The sequence below is a fragment of the Huintestinicola butyrica genome (assembly GCF_025567215.1).
Classification (GTDB): domain Bacteria; phylum Bacillota; class Clostridia; order Oscillospirales; family Ruminococcaceae; genus Huintestinicola; species Huintestinicola butyrica.
Window position 1 is genome coordinate 19,870 of record NZ_JAOQKB010000010.1, and the last position, 21,252, is coordinate 41,121.

At 46.7% G+C, this 21,252-nt stretch carries 17 protein-coding genes and 2 tRNA genes; 12 read left to right on the forward strand and 7 right to left on the reverse strand.

Annotated features, from left to right (window positions below; genetic code table 11):
* Nucleotides 1–88: 88 nt before the first annotated feature.
* Both OCV68_RS10590 and OCV68_RS10595 read right to left on the reverse strand, forming a co-directional pair.
* Nucleotides 89–172, reverse strand: a tRNA-Tyr gene (locus tag OCV68_RS10590).
* A gap of 3 nt (nucleotides 173–175) precedes the next feature.
* Nucleotides 176–251 (reverse strand) — tRNA-Thr (locus OCV68_RS10595).
* A gap of 263 nt (nucleotides 252–514) precedes the next feature.
* On the opposite strand from OCV68_RS10595, the gene OCV68_RS10600 reads away from it, so the two are divergent.
* The 3 genes from OCV68_RS10600 (at nucleotide 515) to OCV68_RS10610 (ending at nucleotide 4,737) form a co-directional block, all read left to right on the forward strand.
* Entirely contained in the window at nucleotides 515–1,204 is a 690-nt protein-coding gene (locus OCV68_RS10600) for a response regulator transcription factor (protein ID WP_262572529.1), read from the forward strand.
* A 31-nt stretch (nucleotides 1,205–1,235) separates the two neighbouring features.
* Nucleotides 1,236–2,696: a sensor histidine kinase gene (locus OCV68_RS10605; RefSeq protein WP_178086129.1), complete on the forward strand. Its 1,461-nt coding sequence runs from the start codon at nucleotides 1,236–1,238 to the stop codon at nucleotides 2,694–2,696.
* 742 nt (nucleotides 2,697–3,438) lie between these two features.
* Complete coding sequence (locus OCV68_RS10610; RefSeq protein ID WP_262572531.1) at nucleotides 3,439–4,737, forward strand: O-acetylhomoserine aminocarboxypropyltransferase/cysteine synthase family protein; 1,299 nt, start codon at nucleotides 3,439–3,441, stop codon at nucleotides 4,735–4,737.
* 384 nt (nucleotides 4,738–5,121) lie between these two features.
* On the opposite strand, the gene OCV68_RS10615 is transcribed toward OCV68_RS10610, so the two are convergent.
* From OCV68_RS10615 to OCV68_RS10630, 4 genes are all read right to left on the reverse strand, one after another.
* On the reverse strand, nucleotides 5,122–5,775 hold the full coding sequence (locus OCV68_RS10615; RefSeq protein WP_262572533.1) for an HAD family hydrolase: 654 nt from the start codon (nucleotides 5,773–5,775) through the stop codon (nucleotides 5,122–5,124).
* Nucleotides 5,768–7,357: an aldolase catalytic domain-containing protein gene (locus tag OCV68_RS10620; protein ID WP_262572535.1), complete on the reverse strand. Its 1,590-nt coding sequence runs from the start codon at nucleotides 7,355–7,357 to the stop codon at nucleotides 5,768–5,770. Before OCV68_RS10620 ends, OCV68_RS10615 begins: the two co-directional genes overlap by 8 nt.
* Nucleotides 7,354–8,103 carry a 3-deoxy-manno-octulosonate cytidylyltransferase gene (locus OCV68_RS10625; protein ID WP_022474965.1) on the reverse strand — a complete coding sequence of 250 codons (750 nt, stop codon included), beginning with the start codon at nucleotides 8,101–8,103 and terminating at the stop codon, nucleotides 7,354–7,356. Before OCV68_RS10625 ends, OCV68_RS10620 begins: the two co-directional genes overlap by 4 nt.
* Before the next feature lie 144 nt (nucleotides 8,104–8,247).
* Nucleotides 8,248–9,855 (reverse strand): leucine-rich repeat domain-containing protein, encoded by a 1,608-nt coding sequence (locus OCV68_RS10630; RefSeq protein WP_262572538.1) that lies wholly within the window; start codon nucleotides 9,853–9,855, stop codon nucleotides 8,248–8,250.
* A gap of 298 nt (nucleotides 9,856–10,153) precedes the next feature.
* On the opposite strand from OCV68_RS10630, the gene OCV68_RS14690 reads away from it, so the two are divergent.
* Complete coding sequence (locus tag OCV68_RS14690) at nucleotides 10,154–10,480, forward strand: helix-turn-helix domain-containing protein (RefSeq protein WP_317259213.1); 327 nt, start codon at nucleotides 10,154–10,156, stop codon at nucleotides 10,478–10,480.
* Between the two features lie 96 nt (nucleotides 10,481–10,576).
* Here the strand turns inward: OCV68_RS14690 and OCV68_RS10640 are convergent, their stop codons facing one another.
* Nucleotides 10,577–12,433: a CAP domain-containing protein gene (locus OCV68_RS10640; protein ID WP_262572540.1), complete on the reverse strand. Its 1,857-nt coding sequence runs from the start codon at nucleotides 12,431–12,433 to the stop codon at nucleotides 10,577–10,579.
* A 378-nt stretch (nucleotides 12,434–12,811) separates the two neighbouring features.
* On the opposite strand from OCV68_RS10640, the gene wecB reads away from it, so the two are divergent.
* From wecB to OCV68_RS10680, 8 genes are all read left to right on the forward strand, one after another.
* Nucleotides 12,812–13,909 (forward strand): non-hydrolyzing UDP-N-acetylglucosamine 2-epimerase, encoded by a 1,098-nt coding sequence (gene wecB, locus OCV68_RS10645; RefSeq protein WP_262572627.1) that lies wholly within the window; start codon nucleotides 12,812–12,814, stop codon nucleotides 13,907–13,909.
* 1 nt (nucleotide 13,910) lies between these two features.
* Nucleotides 13,911–14,351 carry a GtrA family protein gene (locus OCV68_RS10650; protein ID WP_262572542.1) on the forward strand — a complete coding sequence of 147 codons (441 nt, stop codon included), beginning with the start codon at nucleotides 13,911–13,913 and terminating at the stop codon, nucleotides 14,349–14,351.
* A 14-nt stretch (nucleotides 14,352–14,365) separates the two neighbouring features.
* Nucleotides 14,366–15,130 (forward strand): glycosyltransferase family 2 protein, encoded by a 765-nt coding sequence (locus OCV68_RS10655; RefSeq protein ID WP_262572543.1) that lies wholly within the window; start codon nucleotides 14,366–14,368, stop codon nucleotides 15,128–15,130.
* A 4-nt stretch (nucleotides 15,131–15,134) separates the two neighbouring features.
* Nucleotides 15,135–16,880, forward strand: a complete 1,746-nt coding sequence (locus OCV68_RS10660; RefSeq protein ID WP_262572545.1) for a glucosyltransferase domain-containing protein — start codon at nucleotides 15,135–15,137, stop codon at nucleotides 16,878–16,880.
* Nucleotides 16,881–17,288: 408 nt separating this feature from the next.
* Nucleotides 17,289–18,008, forward strand: coding sequence for a serine O-acetyltransferase EpsC (gene epsC, locus OCV68_RS10665; protein WP_022474956.1), 720 nt, complete (start codon nucleotides 17,289–17,291; stop codon nucleotides 18,006–18,008).
* A 14-nt stretch (nucleotides 18,009–18,022) separates the two neighbouring features.
* The gene (cysS, locus tag OCV68_RS10670) at nucleotides 18,023–19,441 is read left to right on the forward strand and encodes a cysteine--tRNA ligase (RefSeq protein WP_262572547.1); all 1,419 of its coding nucleotides are present in this window, start codon (nucleotides 18,023–18,025) and stop codon (nucleotides 19,439–19,441) included.
* Between the two features lie 9 nt (nucleotides 19,442–19,450).
* Nucleotides 19,451–20,131 carry a peptidylprolyl isomerase gene (locus OCV68_RS10675; protein WP_262572550.1) on the forward strand — a complete coding sequence of 227 codons (681 nt, stop codon included), beginning with the start codon at nucleotides 19,451–19,453 and terminating at the stop codon, nucleotides 20,129–20,131.
* 81 nt (nucleotides 20,132–20,212) lie between these two features.
* The gene (locus tag OCV68_RS10680; RefSeq protein WP_262572552.1) at nucleotides 20,213–21,202 is read left to right on the forward strand and encodes an aldo/keto reductase; all 990 of its coding nucleotides are present in this window, start codon (nucleotides 20,213–20,215) and stop codon (nucleotides 21,200–21,202) included.
* The last annotated feature ends 50 nt before the right edge of the window (nucleotides 21,203–21,252 follow it).

Genomic DNA, 21,252 nt, shown 5'->3' on the forward strand with positions numbered 1-21,252 from the left:
GAACAGATTAACATTTTTATATTTAACCCATACAAATGCGTCACGGCATAAAAAAGCCTTGCAGGAAATCCTGCAAGGCAATTTTTACTGGTGGAAGAGGGTGGATTCGAACCACCGAAGCCGAAGCAACAGATTTACAGTCTGCCCCCTTTGGCCACTCGGGAACTCTTCCATATGGAGCTGGTGGACGGACTTGAACCCCCGACCTGCTGATTACAAATCAGCTGCTCTACCAACTGAGCTACACCAGCTTGAACTTTCGTTCGTGTTACTCATTCAAGCGACTATTACAGTATATCACCTTAGTCGGATTTTGTCAAGCACTTTTTTTATGATTTACAGAATGTTAATATTTGCGGGTTTGGGGCGGATATACTATATTTTTGAAAGAAAAGCTCGGAATATGCCGCTGATTGCAATATTTCATGCTGCACGCCTGATTTTCACAAAAATGTCACATTTATATGTTATTATGGTTATACCGACAACTTAAATACAGAAAGGAACGGTAATTATGGAGGGCAAAAAAATTCTTATTGTTGATGATGAAAAGAATATCCGCAATGTTATAAAAGAATACGCTAAGTTTGACGGCTTTGAGACCTTTGAGGCGGAGGACGGTATGCAGGCTGTGGAAATGTGCCGCACTCAGGACTTTGACCTTATAATCATGGACATCATGATGCCTAAGCTTGACGGCTACTCCGCTGTAAGAGAGATTCGCAAGACCAAGCAGATACCCGTTATCATGCTTTCCGCAAGGGGCGAGGAGTATGACAAGCTTTTCGGCTTTGAGCTGGGCGTTGATGACTACGTTACCAAGCCATTTTCTCCCAAGGAGCTGCTGGCACGTATCCGTGCGGTAATGAAGAGAAGCGCCGCTCCTGCGCCTGTGGGTGATAATAATGTGCTGAAATTCGAGGGGCTGGAGATAAATATGTCAGGCCGTGAGGTGTTCGTTGACGGCAAGCCCGTTTCCCTCACTCCCAAGGAGTATGACCTGCTGTTCTACCTTGTGCGCAACAAGGGCATTGCGCTTTCCCGTGAAAAGCTGCTGGAAGAGGTCTGGGGCTATGACTTTTACGGCGATGACCGCACCGTTGACACGCACATCAAGATGCTGAGAAACTCGCTGGGCGATTACCGCAAGTTCATCGTTACACTGAGAGGAATGGGTTACAAGTTCGATGCGGGACGTGAATAAGGAAAAAAAGGAAAGCCGCAGGGAAAAAGGGATGAACAGCCTGAGCAGGCTTTTCCGCAGTGTCAGATTTACGGTATGGATATATTTTGCCATATTCATCACAAGTATCCTGATGCTTATATGGATATCATTTACGGTATCGCTGGAGGCTACTTACCGCACTCAGAAGACCAATGATATCACCTCCATAGCAAACTACATTCTTACCCAGTGGAGCGAAGAGGGCTTTACCACAAGCACTCTTGACCGTATCGCCCATGACAATGATATGTGCGTGCTTATCCAGGACAGGTACGGGCTGAATGTGTATTCCTATGACACTATGGCGAAAAACTGCCTTGTGCATGGCTCGGTAAACTATCAGAACCTGTATAAGTACCGTGAAAAGGCGCTCAACAGCGCTACGGGCATTTATTATGCCGAGACCAAAAACAACCAGTTCAACACGGATATGCTCATCTTTGTGATGCTCATAGGTACAAAGGAGCAGCCGTCGGGCTACCTTTTCCTGAACACATCGCTGGAGCCGTTGGACTCCACCGTTTCGATCCTCAGGGTGCAGATGCTTCAGGTGAGCCTTGCAATGCTGGCGCTGGGTTTCGGCATATCAATATTCCTGTCAAGGCTCATTGCTACGCCTATCACAAGGATAACCCTTTCCGCCGAGAAGCTGGCGCAGGGCGACTATAACGTAAAGTTTAACGGCAGGGGATACACCGAGACGGAGCAGCTGGCGGACACGCTGAACTATGCTTCCAAGGAGATAACCAAGGTGGATACCATGCGCCGTGACCTTATGGCGAACATATCCCATGACCTGCGCACACCTCTTACAATGGTAAAGGCGTATGCGGAGATGATACGTGACCTTTCGGGCGATGACCCTGAGAAGAGAAACGAGCATCTGGAGATAATCATTGAGGAGAGCGACCGTCTGGCGGCGCTGGTAAACGACATAATGGATCTTACCAAGCTGGAGAACGGCACATCTGAGCTTCACAAGGAGCCTTTCTGTGTGGGTTCACGGCTCAGGGAGATAATGACACGCTACAAGCTGCTTTCCGAGAGGGACGGCTACAAGTTCTATATCTCGGTGAACGATGACGCATGGGCAGAGGCTGACCTTATCAAGTTCGATCAGGTAATATACAACCTTGTAAACAACGCTGTCAATTACTCGGGCGAGGAGAAGTCCATATACGTTATGGAGGTCGCAACGCCCAAGAAGATAACCATTTCCGTGACAGACACGGGAGACGGCATTGACAAAGAGCTTATGCCGCTTATATTTGACCGCTATTACCGTGCGGAAAAGCATAAGAGAGAGGTAATAGGCACGGGACTGGGACTTTCCATTGTAAAGCAGATATTCATTCTTCACGGCTTCCAGTTCGGAGTTAAGTCGGAAGAGGGGATAGGAAGTACGTTCTGGTTTGAGATGGATAGAGTTCAGCCGCCAAAGGACGAGGAGATCGAGGAAAAGGCGGAATAACGACCAAAATATCAGATAATAGGACAATATGAAAAAATCAGCACAAATGAGAGCAAGGCAAAAAGTTTAGTCCACCTTTTCAAAGGTGGCGGGTTTCCAAAGGGCAGAGCCATTTGGTCGCTGCTCGCAAGCAGCGAAATCCGTTTGCGAGCGGCTTGAATGATTGACCTGATAGCCGACTTAAAAATCCTAAAGCCGCCTGCACTGTAAGTTAAAAAACGCTCAAACAAATATAATTTCTAAAATAGTCTTAAAACTATTAAATGCAGGCGGCTTGAAACCAAGAGATGTTCCATTAGGAACGTCGAATTTGGTTTCCGCCGTAAGGCGCTGGTACGGACAAACTAACGTTTCAATTATATATGTCCGTACCGAATGCAAAGGAGACACCACCAGGGAAAAGGCGTTATTTTCGATTTTATAGGTTCCTTTTTCAACAAAAACAGGCAGATGTATTAAAATCATCTGCCTGTTTTTGTTTATATTGCCAAAATCTTATAATATCCCTTGACATTGTAGGAATTATGGTGTATTATATAGCCATAGTAATTCATACCATACAGCTATGATAAATATGATTAGAGTAAATTCCCGCAAATAAGGAGCAAACAGAACATGAAGATCAGGTATCTGGCGCTCAGATGTACCATACGAATGTGCAGCTGATATGCGCTTTAAATAAGAAAATTCGTACATTCAGTGTGATATACACAGAAACTTGATTTATAAGGAGATATTTAAAATGAGTAATTTTGCAGGAAGAGATCTTAAGTTTGAAACCAAGCAGCTTCATATCGGACAGGAGAACGCAGACCCCGTTACTGACGCAAGAGCAGTACCTATCTACGCTACTTCTTCCTATGTTTTCCATAACTCCCAGCACGCAGCAGACCGTTTCGGCCTCAAGGACGCAGGCAACATCTACGGCAGACTTACCAACCCCACTCAGGACATCTTCGAGCAGAGAATCGCTGCTCTTGAGGGCGGTGTTGCAGCTCTTGCAGTAGCTTCCGGCGCAGCTGCTATCGCTTACACTATCCAGAACCTGGCAAAGGCCGGCGAGCACATCGTTGCTGCCAAGACCATTTACGGCGGTACATACAACCTCCTCGAACACACTCTTCCCGAGTACGGCATCAGCACTACTTTCGTTGATCCCGATGAAGAGGGCGCATTCGAGAATGCTATCCGGGACAATACCAAGGCTATCTTCATTGAGACCCTCGGCAACCCCAACGCTAACCTTATCGACATCGAAAAGACCGCTGAGATCGCTCACAAGCACAAGATCCCTCTGGTAATAGACAACACCTTCGGTACTCCTTATCTTATCCGTCCCATTGAGCACGGTGCAGATATCGTAGTTCATTCCGCAACAAAGTTCATCGGCGGCCACGGCACTGCTATCGGCGGCGTTATCGTTGACAGCGGCAAGTTCGACTGGGAAGCGAGCGGAAAGTTCCCCTCCCTCACCGAACCCAACCCCAGCTACCACGGCATCAGCTTCACCAAGGCAGTAGGCGCTGCGGCTTTCGTTACAAAGATCAGAGCTATTCTCCTGAGAGATACAGGCGCAACCCTTTCTCCTTTCCACGCATTTATGTTCTTACAGGGTCTTGAGACACTCTCCCTGAGAGTTGAGAGACACGTTGAGAACGCTATCAAGGTAGTAAATTACCTGAACGCTCATCCTCAGGTAGCAAAGGTAAATCACCCCTCACTTGCAACAGGCAAGCAGAAGGAGCTTTATGACAAGTACTTCCCCAACGGCGGCGCCTCTATCTTCACCTTTGAGATCAAGGGCACTGAGGACGATGCTAAGAAGTTCATTGATAATCTTCAGGTATTCTCCCTCCTGGCAAACGTTGCCGATGTTAAGAGCCTTGCTATCCACCCCGCTTCCACCACACACTCTCAGCTCAACGAAGAAGAGCTTGCTGAGCAGGGTATCAAGCCTACCACTATCAGACTTTCCATTGGTACAGAGCACATTGATGATATCATCTTTGACCTTGAAGAAGCTTTCAAGGCTATCAAGTGAGATAAGTTATAATACTAATCCTCAATCAACCTATAGACAAATCCTCGGCTGAAATAAGCCCATTCTTCGTCAAGCTCCCTTGCCGGGCGACAAGCCCGCCTGCAGTCGCTTTCCTAGACTGGTCTTATTTCATCTGTCGGCTTTGTCTATAGAACGATTAAAGATTAGTATAAGCTGAAAAGCAGTGTCAGGAATGGCACTGCTTTTTTGTGCTTATATGGGCAATAATGGGTGAGATGCAAAAAAGCAGTGCGGCTTTGATTGCTGCACTGCTTTCGGTTTTATACTAAGAACCAATTAAAAACTATACAAAAAATCGAGCATGATCTTGCATATATGGATTATGCGATGATTTTTTGTCTATAGTTTTATTGGTGATCAGTATTATTCGCAAAGAAATTTTTCTATCTGCATTACATCATCACATACTGCACAGCAGGGAAACTCTTTTGCATCTTCCACGGTTTTGAAGCCGAAGCCGTAGGTCACGGCTATGAAGTCGATGCCCGCTTCCTTTGCGCCTATGGCGTCGTATTTGCTGTCGCCTATGAGCACGGCTTGCGACTTATCGCAGCCGCTCTTTTCAAGGCAGTACTCCAGAAGCTGGGCTTTGGTTTTTGGAGCCTTGGTATCCACTCCCGTTACGATATCGAACTTATCGGAGAGACCGAATGTATCGAATATTTTCACTGCTGTCTGGTGGGCTTTCAGGGTGGCTACTGCGGTGAGCTTGCCCTGTGCCCTAAGCTTGTCCAGCAGGTCGGTGATGTGGGGGTACAGATCTATTTCCTTATAGCCTTGTTTTACGGCGTACTCCTTATGATATTCTACCGCCTGTCTGAGCCTGTCGCCGGAAAGTCCGAAATTGCGTGCGTAGGATTCGTCCATGGGTGGACCTACGTGGGAATACATCTGCTCCAAGGTTATCTCGGGCAGGTGCATCATTTTTTGGGCGTATCTTATGCTGTTGAGTATTCCGGGAGAGGTATCGGCAAGTGTGCCGTCAAGGTCGAATATGATGAGCTTATAGTTATTCATCCGGTGTCTCCTCTTCGTACAGCGAGGGGGTGATGAAGCTTATTTTCATTGAGCTGCGGAGCTTTGCAAGGTATTCCCTGATGGCTCTGTTCATGAGGACGTGCTTTTCAGTATCGTCCACGCTCATCATTTTTTCATCGAAATAGTTCTTTTCGGAGGTAACGTCAAATCCGTCATAGCCTGCAAGGGCGGCTTCGGTCACGCCTGCTTTTTTCAGGATATTCAGCAGCATGAGGCCTGAGTTATCGGAGATGATGTCGTTGTCGATAAGATATTCCGAGTAGTTTACGGTGCATACGCTGCCGCCTGCGGCGATGTTGGAAGTGAGGATAACACGTCCGTCCATGGCGGAAACTGCGTCATCAATGCCCTTGAAACGCTTCAGGTTGCTGACGAAAACCCTGTCGCAGCGGTGATATCTGGGAATATGGTTTATGCTGAAAATAATGGGGGAGTTATCATCGATATACTGCTGTATCTGTTCCTTATGGGTAAGCAGAGTTTTTCCGGGGGCAAGAATGAGTATCTTCCTGCCCTTGCAGAGAGCTGCTATTTCTTCTATCGCCTTGCTGTCGTCGATGTTGTGCTCCTGATAATCAAGGTACAGCTCGGTGATAAGCTCCTTATTGTAAAGGTGCTTTTTATCGGCGGGCAGTCTTTTGATTATGGCGCTGATATCACGAATGCAGAGGGACTGCTTATTCATCAGGTATGAAGCGTAATTGGGGTGGCAGCCGTTTACTGCGGCAAGGTAATAGGGGGCGGAATAGCCCCATGTTTTTCTTGAATAAACGGGCAGGATATGCTCGTCCATTATTTCCAGAATGGGTATGATATCATACTTTTCGCAGGTGTTTTCGTTGATATACTGGGTCAGCAGCTCGGTGCAGAGGTTTCCCGCACCTCTTCCCATGCCGAACACGGAGGAGTCGATGATAATATTTCGTTTGGAATTAAGTCCGATAAGCTCCTGTGCGTTTGAGAATGAAAGCTGGAGGTTATTATGGGAATGGAAGCCCACTCTTACATCGGGTGCAAGGTTATTATCCACCAGATAGAACATTCTCAGGAGGTTGTTCTTATACATGGTTCCCAGTGTATCCACCAGATAGAATGCGAAGGGGTGCATGGTGTTGACCTTTTCGATAAGGTCAAGGAGGGCTTTATCAGTATAGGTAGCGGTTCCAACGGGCTGAATGAACACCTTATAGCCCTTATCGGAGAGCCGGTTTGCAAAGTCAAAGGCTCTGTCGATATCCTGCTCGTGGAATGTGAGACGTATGCCTGAGATGGACGTGCCGTCATACGGCTCTATTTCCTCGATAGGGATATCGCCGTAGGCTATCATTGCCACGTACATTGTGCCGTCCTTATTATCCGGCAGGTGCATTGCAATGGCGCTGACGCTGCCGAAAAGGGACTTATCGGGGTCATTTGCTCCGCTTTTCAGGAAGCCGCACTCGATTATCTCTATCTTTGCCTGTGCAAGACTGGAGATTATCTCGGAGATACACTTCCTGCCAAAATTGAAATCATTGATGTAGCCTCCGTCACGGAGGGTGCAGTCAAGAATACTTATCATAAAACAATTTCTCCGTTATTTATCTTTTCGGCGATGATCTTGTTTACCTTGTCGAGATCCTTGTGGGTATCAACGGAAAGGGTCGTTGCTTCGGTAAGAATGAACTTTATCTTGTGGCCGTTTTCGAGGAAGCGGAATTCGTCGATATCCTCAATGCTCTCGATCTCGCCACGCTTGGTGTCGTTTACGAATTTAAGGGACTTTTTGGTGAAGCACTGAACGCCCACGAACTTTTTGAGCTGATAGGTAGATTTTGCTTTGGGGAAGGGGATAGGGCTTCTTGCCATGTACATTCCGTAGCCCATCATATCAACGGCTATTTTTATCTTGGAGCTGTCGATAGCGTCGATGGGGTCTCTGAGGATCATCATGCCGTTTGCAACATAGCTGGAGTCGGGGTCAACGTCATGGGGGATAAGGTCCTCGATGCAGCTGGACTCGATAAGGGGTTCGTCGCCGTTTACGTTGATGTAGAAATCCGCATCTACCTTGGTGGAGAACTCATAAAGTCTTTCAAGGTGAGTGGGGCAGCTGTCGGAGGTCATGACAACCTTGATGCCCAGTGACTCGCAGGTCTCACGAATCTTGTCGTCATCGGTGGCAACATATACCTCGTCGATGCCCTTTGCCATGCTCAGCTGGCGGTGCACCCACCATATCATTGGCTTGCCGCATATATCGGCAAGGGGCTTGCCGGGGAAACGTGATGACTTATATCTTGCGGGAATTACGCCTACAACTTTCATTATTATACATTCCTTTCAACTTATACAATTATACCGCCGCAGGGCGGCTTTTCATCATATTTAAATTATACAGTGTTTATGGGGTTTTGTCAATCAATAAAAAATCGGATACCGTTTTGGACGGTATCCGATGATGGGGCTATGTTATCTTACGGTAGGGGCTACGTCAACGAAATCAATGCCGTTTTCTTCGAGGTAGGTGAGATCGTTGAAGCCATTTTCTATATACTCACCCTTGGCAGCGGTGGGAGCGGCGTAAACAATATCAGATGATGATACGCTTGTCCATGAGCCGTTTACATAAGCCTTAACGGCAAAGCCGTACATTACGTAATTGCTGAGGTTCCTTACGTACATACCGTTGGTCGTTCTCTTGCCCGCCAGTGTCCATCTTCCGTTTACGGTGTAATATACTGCATACTGGGTTGCGCCCGATACATTTGTCCAGTTAAGAGCGACCTGTCCGTTCTGGGGCACTACCTTTGTTATTCTCGGCTTTGCGGTGGTTGTGCCGCTTGCTGACGGGGTTGCATACACGATATCGGCGCTTGTTACTCCTGACCAGCTGCCGTTGACGTATGCCTTTACTGCGAAGCCGTATCTTGTACCGTTGCGGAGGTTTCTTACATACATTCCGTTGGTAGTTCTTGTGCCTGCGTTATACCATTTGCCGCCTACGGTGTAATAAACTGCATAATTTGTTGCGCCGCTTACAGCTGTCCAGTTCAGGGCTACCTGACCGTTCTGTCCCTGCGCTTTGGTGATAACGGGCTTGGCGATGTATCTGTAATTTATGCCGTAGCTTCTTGCATAGCGCTCTGCATACGAACCTCGTGTGCAGTAAATAGTCAGATTATAGCAGTTTGAAAATGCGGTGTCGCTTATTGATGTAACGTTTGAGGGGATAGTGATACTGCTGAGATTATAGCAGTTTGAAAAAGCATAATCGCCGATAGATGTTACTCGTGAGGGTATAGTAACGCTTGTAAGACCGGAGCAGCCGTAGAATGCAGAAGAGGATATTTTAGTCATATTATTTGAAAGCCTTAATGAGCGGATACCCGAGCAGTTGGCAAAGGCATATGCTTCGACCTGTGTAACGTTGTCGGGGATACTGAGGCTTTGCAAGCCACTGCAGTTCTGGAAAGCATAAGAGCCTATACGAGTAACTTTGCCCGGAATGCTTATGCTGTTGAGGGAATAGCAGTTGTAAAAAGCATAATTTCCTATATTGGTAAGGTTTGAGGATAACTTAACATAGGAAAGGCTTGTGCAGTTTTTAAATGCACCGGGACCGGTTTTATAACGCCAATATCTGCAATCTGAAGCATCCTCAGTTACATTGCCATCATATATACTTGTTACAGTGTTTGGAAATATTACACCTGAAAGCAGCGTTTTGTCGGTAAATGCTGATGCACCGATAATTCCTACATTATAGCCTTTTAATGTGGTTGGAATCTGTAAATACGGACTGGTTCCTGTATATTCATATATAAATGCAGCACTATCATTTGGGTATATTGAACTTGATAAATCCGTTTCACTTCCCATATGCCAGTTAGCTTCCGGAATCTCTGTATCAGTTTCATCTTCCGTGGGGGCTGCTTCGGAGAATGAGAGACTGTCAGTATATTCACCTAAGAGCGTATCGGGGAAAATAAGCGACGGGTCGTCTGCATATGCCGACGGTATGCAGGAGGAGACTACAGCCGCAGCTGCAAGCACAGATACGATTTTTTTGAATTTCATTTTCATCAACCATCCTTTTTGTTTTAATGTATATAAATTTCCAATTTTTTATTGGAAATCATATCCTAAAATGAAATTTCTGCTTTCAATGCCATTATATCACAATGAAAAAAAGGTTGTATTTTTTGATTCTGTGTTATAGCTTTATGAAACTAAATTTTTCTCAATTATGTTATATCTATACCCAATATATATATTGGATTTAAATATATTATAATGTAATATATTGGATTTGTCAAGTATAATCCATGAAATATGTTATAATATATCAAATACCAATGAAAAAGAGGATAAGCAAATGGCATTTTATAAAAGAATAAAAGACCTGAGGGAGGACAGCGACAAGACACAAAAGGAAATTGCAGATTATCTCGGTACCTGTTATCAGTATTATGCGGTTTATGAAAAGGGAAAAAGCGAAATATCCTTTGAACGTGCGATAATGCTTGCGGATTATTACAATGTGAGCCTTGATTATATTGCGGAGAGAACGGACAATAAAATGGGAATGTGTCCGGCACTTTCAAAGGAGCAGTCGGAGCTTCTTAATGCTTACAGCAGGCTTTCGGAGCGTGATAAAAGGCTTATATCGTCTCTTATGAATGAAATGGAACAACAAAAATAACGGAACGCTTTTACTCACCCTGAGAAAAACGTTCCGTTATTTTGTTTTATGGTTAATTGTGTGTTACGTGTTGACCGTTGGAGATAATACAATATTTCATCTTACGGTTGGAGCTACGTCAACGAAATCAATGCCGTTTTCTTCAAGAAAGCTGAAATCATCAAAATCGGTATCCATAAGGTCGGACTTTGCGGCGGTGGGAGTTGCATAAACGATATCGGCGCTTGTGATGTTTGTCCATGCGCCGTTTACGTACGCCTTGACTGCGAAGCCATACTTTGTGCCGTTTGTAAGACCTGTTACGTACATACCTGTTGCGGTTCTGTAGCCTGCTACTGACCACTTGCCGTTAAGGTAGGTGTAAACTGCGTAATTGGTTGCACCGTTTACGGCAGTCCAGTTAAGGGCTACACGACCGTTCTGACCCTGAGCCTTGGTGATAACGGGCTTTGCTGCTGCGCTGACGGGTGTGGCATATACGATATCGGAAGAGGATACCGATGACCAGGTGCCGTTAACGTATGCTTTTACTGCGAAGCCGTACTTTGTGCCGTTGGCAAGGTTCCTTACATACATACCTGTGGCTGTTCTGTAGCCTGCGACTGACCATGTGCCGTTGAGATAAGTATAAACTGCGTAATTTGTTGCGCCCGAAACGGCAGTCCAGTTGAGGGCGACCTGACCGTCCTGACCCTCTGCCTTGGTTATCTTGGGCTTTTCAACGGCGGCTGTGGGTGTGGCATAGACGATATCCGAGGAGGAGACCGATGTCCATGTGCCGTTTAAATATGCCTTGACAGCAAAGCCGTATCTTGTGCCGCCTGTAAGACCGCTGACGGTCATTTTAAGGGCGGTGGTGGTTCCTGCGTTATACCATTTTCCGTTTGCGGTGTAATAAACTGCGTAGTTTGCTGCGCCCGAAACGGAGCTCCAGCTGAGATCGACCTTGCCGCTGCCTGCGGTTATGCTTGTTATGGAGGGCGTCAGGCTGGGAGCGGTAGAGGTAAGGGTATCGGAAACGGAAAGGCTTCCCTTTTTGGTGGCTGCGGTGATAATGGCTGTTCCGCCGCCTGCTACGGTGACATTTCCTGCTGAATCCACCTTTGCGGCGGAGGAACTTGATGAATAGTTGAATGAGGAGCTGTCAACGGTGGCGGTTATATATGTCCAGCCCACGTTATTGTTGCTGACGGTGAATATTGTGGTCTCGCCAGCGGAAGAGAAGGTGTTTTCTGCCAGCTTGCCGCTCATATTTATATAGTCCGTTGAAGCGCTGACGGCGGCTGTGGCGGACGCTGTTCCCGTTTTCACGGCGCCGTCGGCTGTGATATCGCTGAAGCACTGCACCCAGAAGTTGATGCCCTTATAATTGAAGCAGCCTACGCCCACGCTGGTGTAGTTTGCTTTGAGGATATTTTCACGGTGACCTGTGGAGTTCATCCAGCCTGTTATTACTTCGTCGGGGTCTGCCTGACCTGCGGCGATGTTCTCACCTCTCCAGCCGCCGTCAAAGGCGGTGAAGCAGCGGCTTCCGTTGGGACGGGTATGGCTGAAATATATGACTGTTTCGGCAGCTCTCTGCATTGCGGCAGCGGTAAGGGTGCTGTCGGCGGTGAGGGGGGAGAGGCCGTTATTCACACGCTGCTCGTTGAGCAGGGTAATTACCTGTGAGGCATATGTATAGTTCTGCGTGCCGCTGATGTTCAGTGTTCCTGTAGCCGAGGCATAGATATCGTCTGTCAATGCGCTGTCGTATGGAGATTCGGCTGCCTCGGTGGATATTGCTTCCCCGATAGTTGTTTGGATACCGTCAACATCTGCTTCGGCATACGCTGCTGCGCTCATTGACAGGCAGAGTGCGGCAGAAACCGTGCAGGCGAGGAGCTTCATCATTGATTTTATTTTGTCATATCCGCAGGTCTTATGATATGTCTGTGAGTTATGTTCCTTCATGTCAGGATCATTCCTTTCACAGCCCGATAAAAGAGCTAAAAAATTATACATATTTATTATAATATTTTTGGGCGCTTATGTCAATCGTCAGGGAAAATACGGGGGAGAAATTTTCGGGGGATTTATGGGGAATGTGTACAAAAGTGCAAAGCGGATAAACAGGTGGGTTGTTGACTGTGATATAAATCAAAGGTGTATAATGGGGTGCTGTATCTTTAACAGCGAGCGTAAAGTTATAGGTCTCGGATTTAAAAATTCATTGACAAAGCGGTTGTAATGCTATATAATTATATTAACTTTATTTTACTAAAGAAATTACATAATGTTATTTTACGGAAATAAACGGTAATACAGTAAAGGGTGAATGATTTGAAGGTAATGTGCGTGTTCGGTACAAGGCCTGAGGCTATAAAGATGTGCCCCCTTGTAAATGAACTTAAATCAAGAAAAAATATTGAAACAGTGGTATGCGTTACGGGTCAGCACAAGGAAATGCTCCGGCAGGTGCTTGATATTTTCAAAATTACTCCCGAATATGACCTGGGGATAATGAAAAAGGGTCAGGACCTTTTTGATATAACCACTGCCGTGCTTACGTCCATCAAGGAAGTGCTTGCAAAGGAAAAGCCTGACCTTGTTCTTGTTCACGGCGATACTTCCACTGCTTTTGTAACTGCTCTTGCCTGTTTCTATTCGGGCATAAAGGTGGGTCATGTTGAAGCGGGACTGAGGACTTACAATATTTTCTCGCCATATCCCGAGGAGTTCAACCGTGAGGCTATAAGCCTTATATCCGAGCTGAACTTTGCTCCCACTGAGTTTGCACGTCAGAATCTTCTTAATGAGAAAAAGGATCCGGCCAACATCTTTGTTACGGGAAACACGGGCATTGATGCGCTGAAAACAACTGTAAGCCCCGATTACAGGCATGAGCTGCTGGACTGGGCAGGCGATTCAAGGATACTTCTTATCACTGCGCACAGACGTGAAAATATCGGCGAGCCTATGCGCAGGATATTCCGTGCCATTCTCAGGCTGGTGAACGAAAATCCCGATGTGAAGGCTATTTATCCCGTTCATCTTAATCCTGCGGTAAGGAGCATTGCCAGGGAAGAGCTGGGCAGCTGCGACAGGATAAAGCTGTGTGACCCTCTCAATGCCATAGATTTCCACAATATCATGGACAAGTCCTACATAATCCTTACGGATAGCGGTGGAATACAGGAGGAAGCACCCTCTCTCAACAAGCCCGTTCTTGTGCTGAGAGATACCACAGAGCGTCAGGAGGGCGTGGAGGCAGGAGTTCTGAAGCTTATCGGAACATCTGAGGAAAATATCTACAATGCCTGCACGGAGCTTCTTAACAACAGGGAAGAATATAATGATATGATAAACCGCAGCAATCCTTACGGTGACGGCTTTGCCTCCAAGAGAATAGCGGATATTATCTGCGAGCGTTTCGGGGCTGGGGAATGATATGGAAAAAATAAGATCGCTTATTGAAAAATATTTGCAGGTGATAAAGTATTTTATCATTTCCTGCGGAACGGCAGTTATTGAGCTGTGCATAGGGCTGCTGCTCATAAATCTGCTGCACCTGTCGGAAGTGATATCAAACACGGCAGGTATCCTTATCGGCTCGGCTATACATTATGTATGTGTTACCAAAAAGGTTTTTAACAGGTCTGTGGATATAAGGACTGTTGTTATATATATTTCCACGTTCCTGCTGGGTATGTTCATTCAGAACGGTGTTGTATGGGGCGTATGCAGGCTCCTTGACGGCGTTGTGGGCAAGAGCATAGGCTACACGGTTTCAAAGGTCGCTTCGTTGGCGGTATCGTTTTTTGTGCTTTACGGAGTAAGAAAATTCCTGTATGCAAAGGTCACTCCCAGGGACAATAAGGATAACAAATAAAAGGAGATATACAGATGAATAAGATATATGCAATGCTTCCCTGCTACAATGAGTCGGAAAATATTGCCGCTCTTATAGAAAAGTGGCTTGGTCAGGCAGAGGTGCTCAGAGGTATGGGATATGAGCTGACTGTTGTGGGAATTGATGACCGCAGCACAGACAATACATATGATATCATCAGCAGCTATGCCGAAAAGTACGATAATGTAAAGGTGATAAGGCACGAAAAGAACCTTAATCTTGGCGGCGGCGTAAACACTGCGTTCACTGCGTTCCAGAAGGAATGCTCCGAGGGCGATCTTTGTGTTCTTATGGACGGCGACAACACTCATGACCCTGTTTACATCAAGTCCATGGTGGAAAAGATAAAGGCAGGCGCTGATGTGGTCATTGCTTCAAGATACTGTCAAAGCTCTTCGGTAAAGGGCGTTCCGGGAATAAGACTTTTCCTCAGTGACGGTGCAAGAGTGTTCTATACTGCTGTGCTCCATGTTAAGAATGTAAAGGACTACACCTGCGGATACAGAGTATATACCTATGAGATAATCAAAAAAGCAAGAGGGGTTTACGGCGACAGGTTTGTTGAGATGAAAACATTCTCCTGCATGATGGAAGTGCTGTACAAGCTTTCTCTTGTAGGTGCAAAATTTGACGAAGTGCCATTTGAGCTGAGATATGACAACAAGCTGGGCGAAAGCAAGATGAGAGTGCTCAGGACTGTAAAGGACAGCATCACCACTGCGTTCCGCCTCAGATTTTCCGCAAAGAAGAAAAGGTGAGGATATGGAAGAGACATTAAAGAAGCGGAAATTTTCGGTATATAACATAATCTTCATCATAGTTGTAATTGCACAGCTCATTTTTCTGTCAGTGAGCTTTGCGGTAAACAACACAGCTCACCATGAGGACGAATATTTTTCCTATGGACTGGCAAACAGCCAGAACAGGGTATATCTTTACGGAAGCGCTTTTCAGGTGCCTGATAACTACAATGTATGGATGACGGGCAATGACTTCAAGTATTATATTGAGACGAATGAAGAGTCAAGATTTTCGTATGATACTGTGTGGAAAAATCAGGCGGCAGACACTCATCCGCCGCTGTATTACGCTGTACTTCACACCATCTGCTCCTTTTTTCCCGATCAGTTCTCTTGGTGGTGGGCATTCGGGATAAACCTTTTCTGCTTTGCGGTGACACAGGTATTTTTGTACAAGTTTTTCTCAAGATTTGCAAAGTCACAGCTGGCGGGTGTCATTGTCTGCATTTACTGGGGGCTTTCGCTGGGCGGGCAGTCCAATGTGTATTTCCTGCGAATGTATATGATGCTCACCATGTTTGCGGTGATGTACGCATATTTCAGCCAGACCGTACTTACGGCTGAGGGGAAAATCCCGCTGAAGCAGTTTATTTTTGTGGGACTGACGACGTTCCTCGGAGCGCTTACTCAGCATAATTTCCTTGTGTTTGCGTTTATGTACACGCTCATTCAGTGCGTTGTACTGCTGATAAAAAAGCGTGTTAAGGACTGCTTTGCATACGGCGGTTCTGCGGCTGTGGGCGTGGGACTTTCCATTGCGGCATTCCCTGCGACCATTGCCCATATGTTCTCCACGGAAATGCACTGGTCAGGCGAGATAGACCCTGCTATACAGAGATATCAGTATCTCAGGGTAATTGTAAGGAACATGACCGGCTACATAATGAATTTCTTTGAAATGAATTATTATGCAGATGTCATTGCCATAATTCTGTGCGTACTGGTAGTATTGGCTGCGGCGTGCTTTGTGTGCAGAAAAGAAAAGTGGTTCATTCCCATTGCGGAAAAATGCAAAAATGCTCTGCGTACTTTATGGACAAACTTTAAAAAGGCAGACCTCAGCCCCATAATGATATTTGCGGCATCTGTGCTGGTATTTGAGATAGTTGTCCGCAAGGTATATATCTATGACCTGGAGCTGGACTCGGTACGTTATTTTTACATATTCCTGCCGCTGGTCATAGGCGTTTTTATCAGCTGGATATATGTCATCGGAACACATATCTCAAAGAAGATATGCACGCCTGTTATATGTGTTGCTCTGGCGGCGCTGCTGGTTTATCAGAATGTAAGGATCACGCCTACATATGTGTTGAGCGACTCGCCTGAAAACGGCACTGTAAGCAGCTATGTAAAGGGGCAGAACTGTGTTGTTCTGGTAAGCTCCCCGATTTTCCTGCCCTGTTACTGCACTATGCTTGCAGATACGAACAATGATTATATAACCCCATATGTTAACTGCGAGTTTGAGGCTCATGCAGATGAATACAAAAAGCTTTATGAAAACGGCGAGGACTTTTATGTTCTGTTCGATACCAACAAGATCGCCGAAAAGAAAACAGATGAAAATTCCAATGCCCTTACCTACGATTATATCATAGACTATTTTGAGGATATCTCGGGATATAAGGCGACTTACTGCACACAGCAGAGAGAGCATTATATGGACGTTCGCCTCTACAAATTTGAAAAGCAGGCGGAAAATTAAAAAAATTGCTATTGCTTTTTAAAGATGGACGTGGTATAATAATATCAATATTTCAAAGGCTAAGCGTTCAGAGTAGCCGTTTTGTCACTTTTCAGAGAGCGTCCGTTCGGTGCGAGGGCGCAGGTGCGGGCGGTGAAGTGCGTTCGTCAGCTTGGCGGGGGAAGCGTTTGTTGTGTTATATCACAACAAATTATAGTGTGTATCCCGCTGCGGGTGTTCCCGTTACAGAATGATATCGCTTCGGCGGTATATAAGGGCAGCTTGCTGCCGAATTGAAGTGGGACCGTGGCTTTTCGCCGCCTTCAGATATTTCTGAAGGCGGCTTTTTTGTTGCAGGCATATCATATGCACGCTTGCCTTCATATAATAATATTATCCCTGCATTTTACAGGTTACAGGAGGAACGATATGAGCAGTTTTGATGAGCTTATAAAGCATTTTAAGGCGGACATCGAATCCGTCAAGCAGAGAGACCCTGCGGCTAAGAACACCGTGGAGATAATCCTCACTTACTCGGGACTTCATGCGGTGGCGGCTTACCGTGTATCCCATTATTTCTATAAGAAGAAAATGTTCCTTACCGCAAGAGTTATATCTCAGGCGGCAAGGTTTATCACAGGCATTGAGATCCACCCGGGCGCAAAGATAGGCAAGGGTCTGTTCATTGATCACGGCATGGGCGTTGTTATCGGCGAGACCACCGAGATAGGCGACAACTGCCTTATATACCAGGGTGTTACCCTTGGCGGTACGGGCAAGGACAGAGGAAAGCGTCACCCGACACTGGGCAACAATGTTATGGTCGGCGCAGGCGCAAGGGTGCTTGGCCCCTTTAAGGTGGGCAACAATGTAAAGATAGCCGCAAATGCTGTTGTGCTGGAAGCCATTCCCGACAACTGCACGGCTGTCGGCGTTCCCGCAAGGATAGCACGCTGCAACGGCAAACCCACCACCGATCTTGACCAGGTACACATTCCCGACCCTGTTGCTCAGGAACTGTGCAAGATGGACGTTCGTCTCAGCCAGCTGGAAAAGAAGGCGGGCATCACTCCCGCTCCAAAGGACGAACCCAATCTGGACTGCGGCTGCGGTTTCAGAAGCGATGATTATGACGATTACGTAATTTGAAAGGAAGAATAAAAATGCAGATCTATAATTCACTGAGCCATAAAAAGGAAGAATTTATCCCCAACACCCCAGGCAAGGTTTCCATGTACACCTGCGGCCCTACAGTATATCACTATGCGCACATAGGCAACCTGAGAAGCTACATCATGGAGGACGTTCTTGAAAAGTACCTCCGCTTCACAGGTCTGGACGTTAAGAGAGTTATGAACATCACCGATGTCGGACATCTTACCAGTGACGGCGACACAGGCGATGACAAGATGCTCAAGGGCGCAAAGCGTGAGCACAAGACCGTTATGGAGATAGCTGATTTTTACACCAAGGCTTTCTTTGCGGACTGCGCAGAGCTAAACATCAAGACCCCCGATGTGGTTGAGCCTGCTACTCACTGCATTCCCGATTTTATAAAGGTAATTTCCGCTCTTATTGAAAAGGGCTACGCATATGAGGCAGGCGGAAACATTTATTTCGACACCTCAAAGCTGAAGGAATACTATGTTTTCGGCGACTTCAACGAGGAAGACCTGGCTGTTGCTGTCCGTGAGGGTGTTGACGAGGACGGCAACAAGAGAAACAAGGCTGACTTTGTTCTCTGGTTCACAAAGTCCAAGTTTGACGATCAGGAGCTTAAATGGGAAAGCCCCTGGGGTGTGGGATATCCCGGCTGGCACATTGAATGCTCCTGCATCAGCATGAAGCATCTTGGTGAATATCTTGACCTTCACTGCGGCGGTATTGACAACGCATTCCCTCACCACACCAACGAGATAGCTCAGAGTGAAGCTTATCTGGGTCACAAGTGGTGCAACTACTGGTTCCATGTTCATCATCTTAACACCAATCACGGCAAGATGAGCAAGTCCAAGGGTGAGTTTCTTACCGTTTCCCTGCTTAAAGAAAAGGGATATGACCCTATGGTTTACAGATTCTTCTGCCTCCAGTCCCATTACCGCAAGTCGCTGGTATTCTCTTACGAGAATCTTGACAATGCGGCAGGTGCATATGACAAGCTGATAGCAAGGGTGGCACGTCTTCTTGCCGAGACTCAGGGCGAGATCGACAAGGCAGCTTATGACGAGCTGATGAAGGGCTTTACTGCGGCTCTTGACAATGACCTGAACACCTCTCTGGCAGTTACTGCGGTCTATGATGTTCTCAAGGCTGACACCACTGCGGCTACAAAGCTTGCGCTTATCGGCGAGTTTGACAAGGTACTTTCCCTTGGAATTATCGACCATGCAAAGAAGCTCAGCGCAAAGAATGAGTCTGCCGATGATGATATCCCCGAGGAGATAAAGGCGCTTGCGGAGCAGAGAAAGGAAGCAAGAAAGGCAAAGGATTTTGCTCTTGCGGATTCTCTCAGAGACAAGATAGCTGAGCTGGGCTATGTTATCGAGGAGACCCGTCAGGGCACTAAGATAACCAAGAAGTAATGGTGTGATATGCAGACAAAGACCATAAAGATAAGAAAAAAGTATGTTTTCGGGTTCTTTTTCTTCGTGATCGCAGCTATTACCATATTTATGCTGATAAACGCATTCACGGAGATGAACAAGGCGGCTCCCGACCCTGTGGAGAATTACGACAACATTGAGCTTATCCAGTTTGAGCCTGTGGGCGACGGGGCGCAGGTGGCTCTCATATCCACCGACGTGGGGGATATGAAGGCGGTATTGTACCCCGATGAAGCGCCCAATGCGGTGAGCCTTTTTGTCAGCACTGCCGAGAGCGGCGGATATAATGGGCTTACAGCGGGGCTTTACGAGCAGAAGAGCGTATTTACTCTTGACGCTCCCGAGGTAGACGGCACATACAAGGCGGAGCTTCACAAGAATCTATGGCCCTTTAAGGGTGCGCTGTGCATGACTGACGGGGGAGACATTGTTTTCATAAACACGGTGCAGTACACCGATGAGGACAAGGAGTATCTTTCCGCAGAGGAGGGCGAGATGCCCGAGGTGCGTCATGCTTTTTATGAGCATGGCGGTGTTCCCAACTATGCTGGTCAATATGCTGTTTTCGGACAGGTTTTCGAGGGCATTGATGTGCTGGAGAAGATTGCGGACAGCGAGATGGGGACGGAAATTGCGGTGAAGAGTGTGGAGATTTTGACGGAAAAATAGTACATAAGCCGACAGAGCTTTTAAAAGCATAACTGTCGGCTTATTTGCAAGTTAAACATGATTTATGGGAATGGAGCGCTAATGTACACCACAAACGAAAAAAGATACGATAAAACAGAATATCGCCGATGCGGGAAGAGCGGGTTGAAAATGTCCGCTTTGTCGCTGGGGCTGTGGAAGAATTTCGGTTCAAAAAGTCCATTTGACAACATGGAGAAGATGGTTCACACCGCTTTTGACTGCGGTATATGCTGCTTTGACCTGGCCAACTGCTACGGAAGCCCTGACAACGGGGCTGCTGAGGAGAATTTTGGCAGGATACTTGACAAAGGACTGAGAGCCTATCGTGATGAGCTGTGTATTTCCACCAAGGCGGGCTTTTATATGTGGAGCGGCCCTTACGGCGACAAGAACGGTTCGGCGAAAAATCTCACTGCGTCCCTGGACGGCAGCCTTAAAAGAATGGGGCTTGAATATGTGGATATTTTCTATCACCACATTGCCGACCCTGACACTCCCGCAGAGGAGACGGCGCTGGCTCTTGACAAAGCGGTAAAGGACGGCAAGGCGCTTTATGTGGGGATATCAAACTATGACGGCAGGCAGACTGAGGAGATCGCTTCCATATTCCGTGAGCTTCACACGCCGTTTATTGTAAATCAGCTGCCCTTTTCTGTTCTTGACAGGGAATCGGAAGAAGTGCTGAGGGTCAATGATGATATCGGCATTGGCACGGCTGTTTTTTCGCCCCTTTATCAAGGCTTCCTTTCCGACAGGTATCTGAACGGCATTCCTGCTGATTCAAGGGTGGGCAAGGGTGAGACATGGGTAGGCGAGGAACTTGATGACAAGATGATATCAAAGCTCAGGCAGCTGAACTGCATTGCTCAGGCAAGGGGACAGTCCCTTTCGCAGATGGCGCTGGCGTGGATACTCTCTCACAAAGAGGTCACGACGGTGATAATCGGCGCAAGCTGTCCCGAGCAGATAACCGAAAATGCCCGCTGCACCGAAAAGCCTGATTTTTCGGAAGAAGAGCTTTTGCAGATAGACATGATAATATGTAAATAAAAACGTCCGCATCATTTGGTGCGGACGTTTTGCGTTATATCGTCATATAT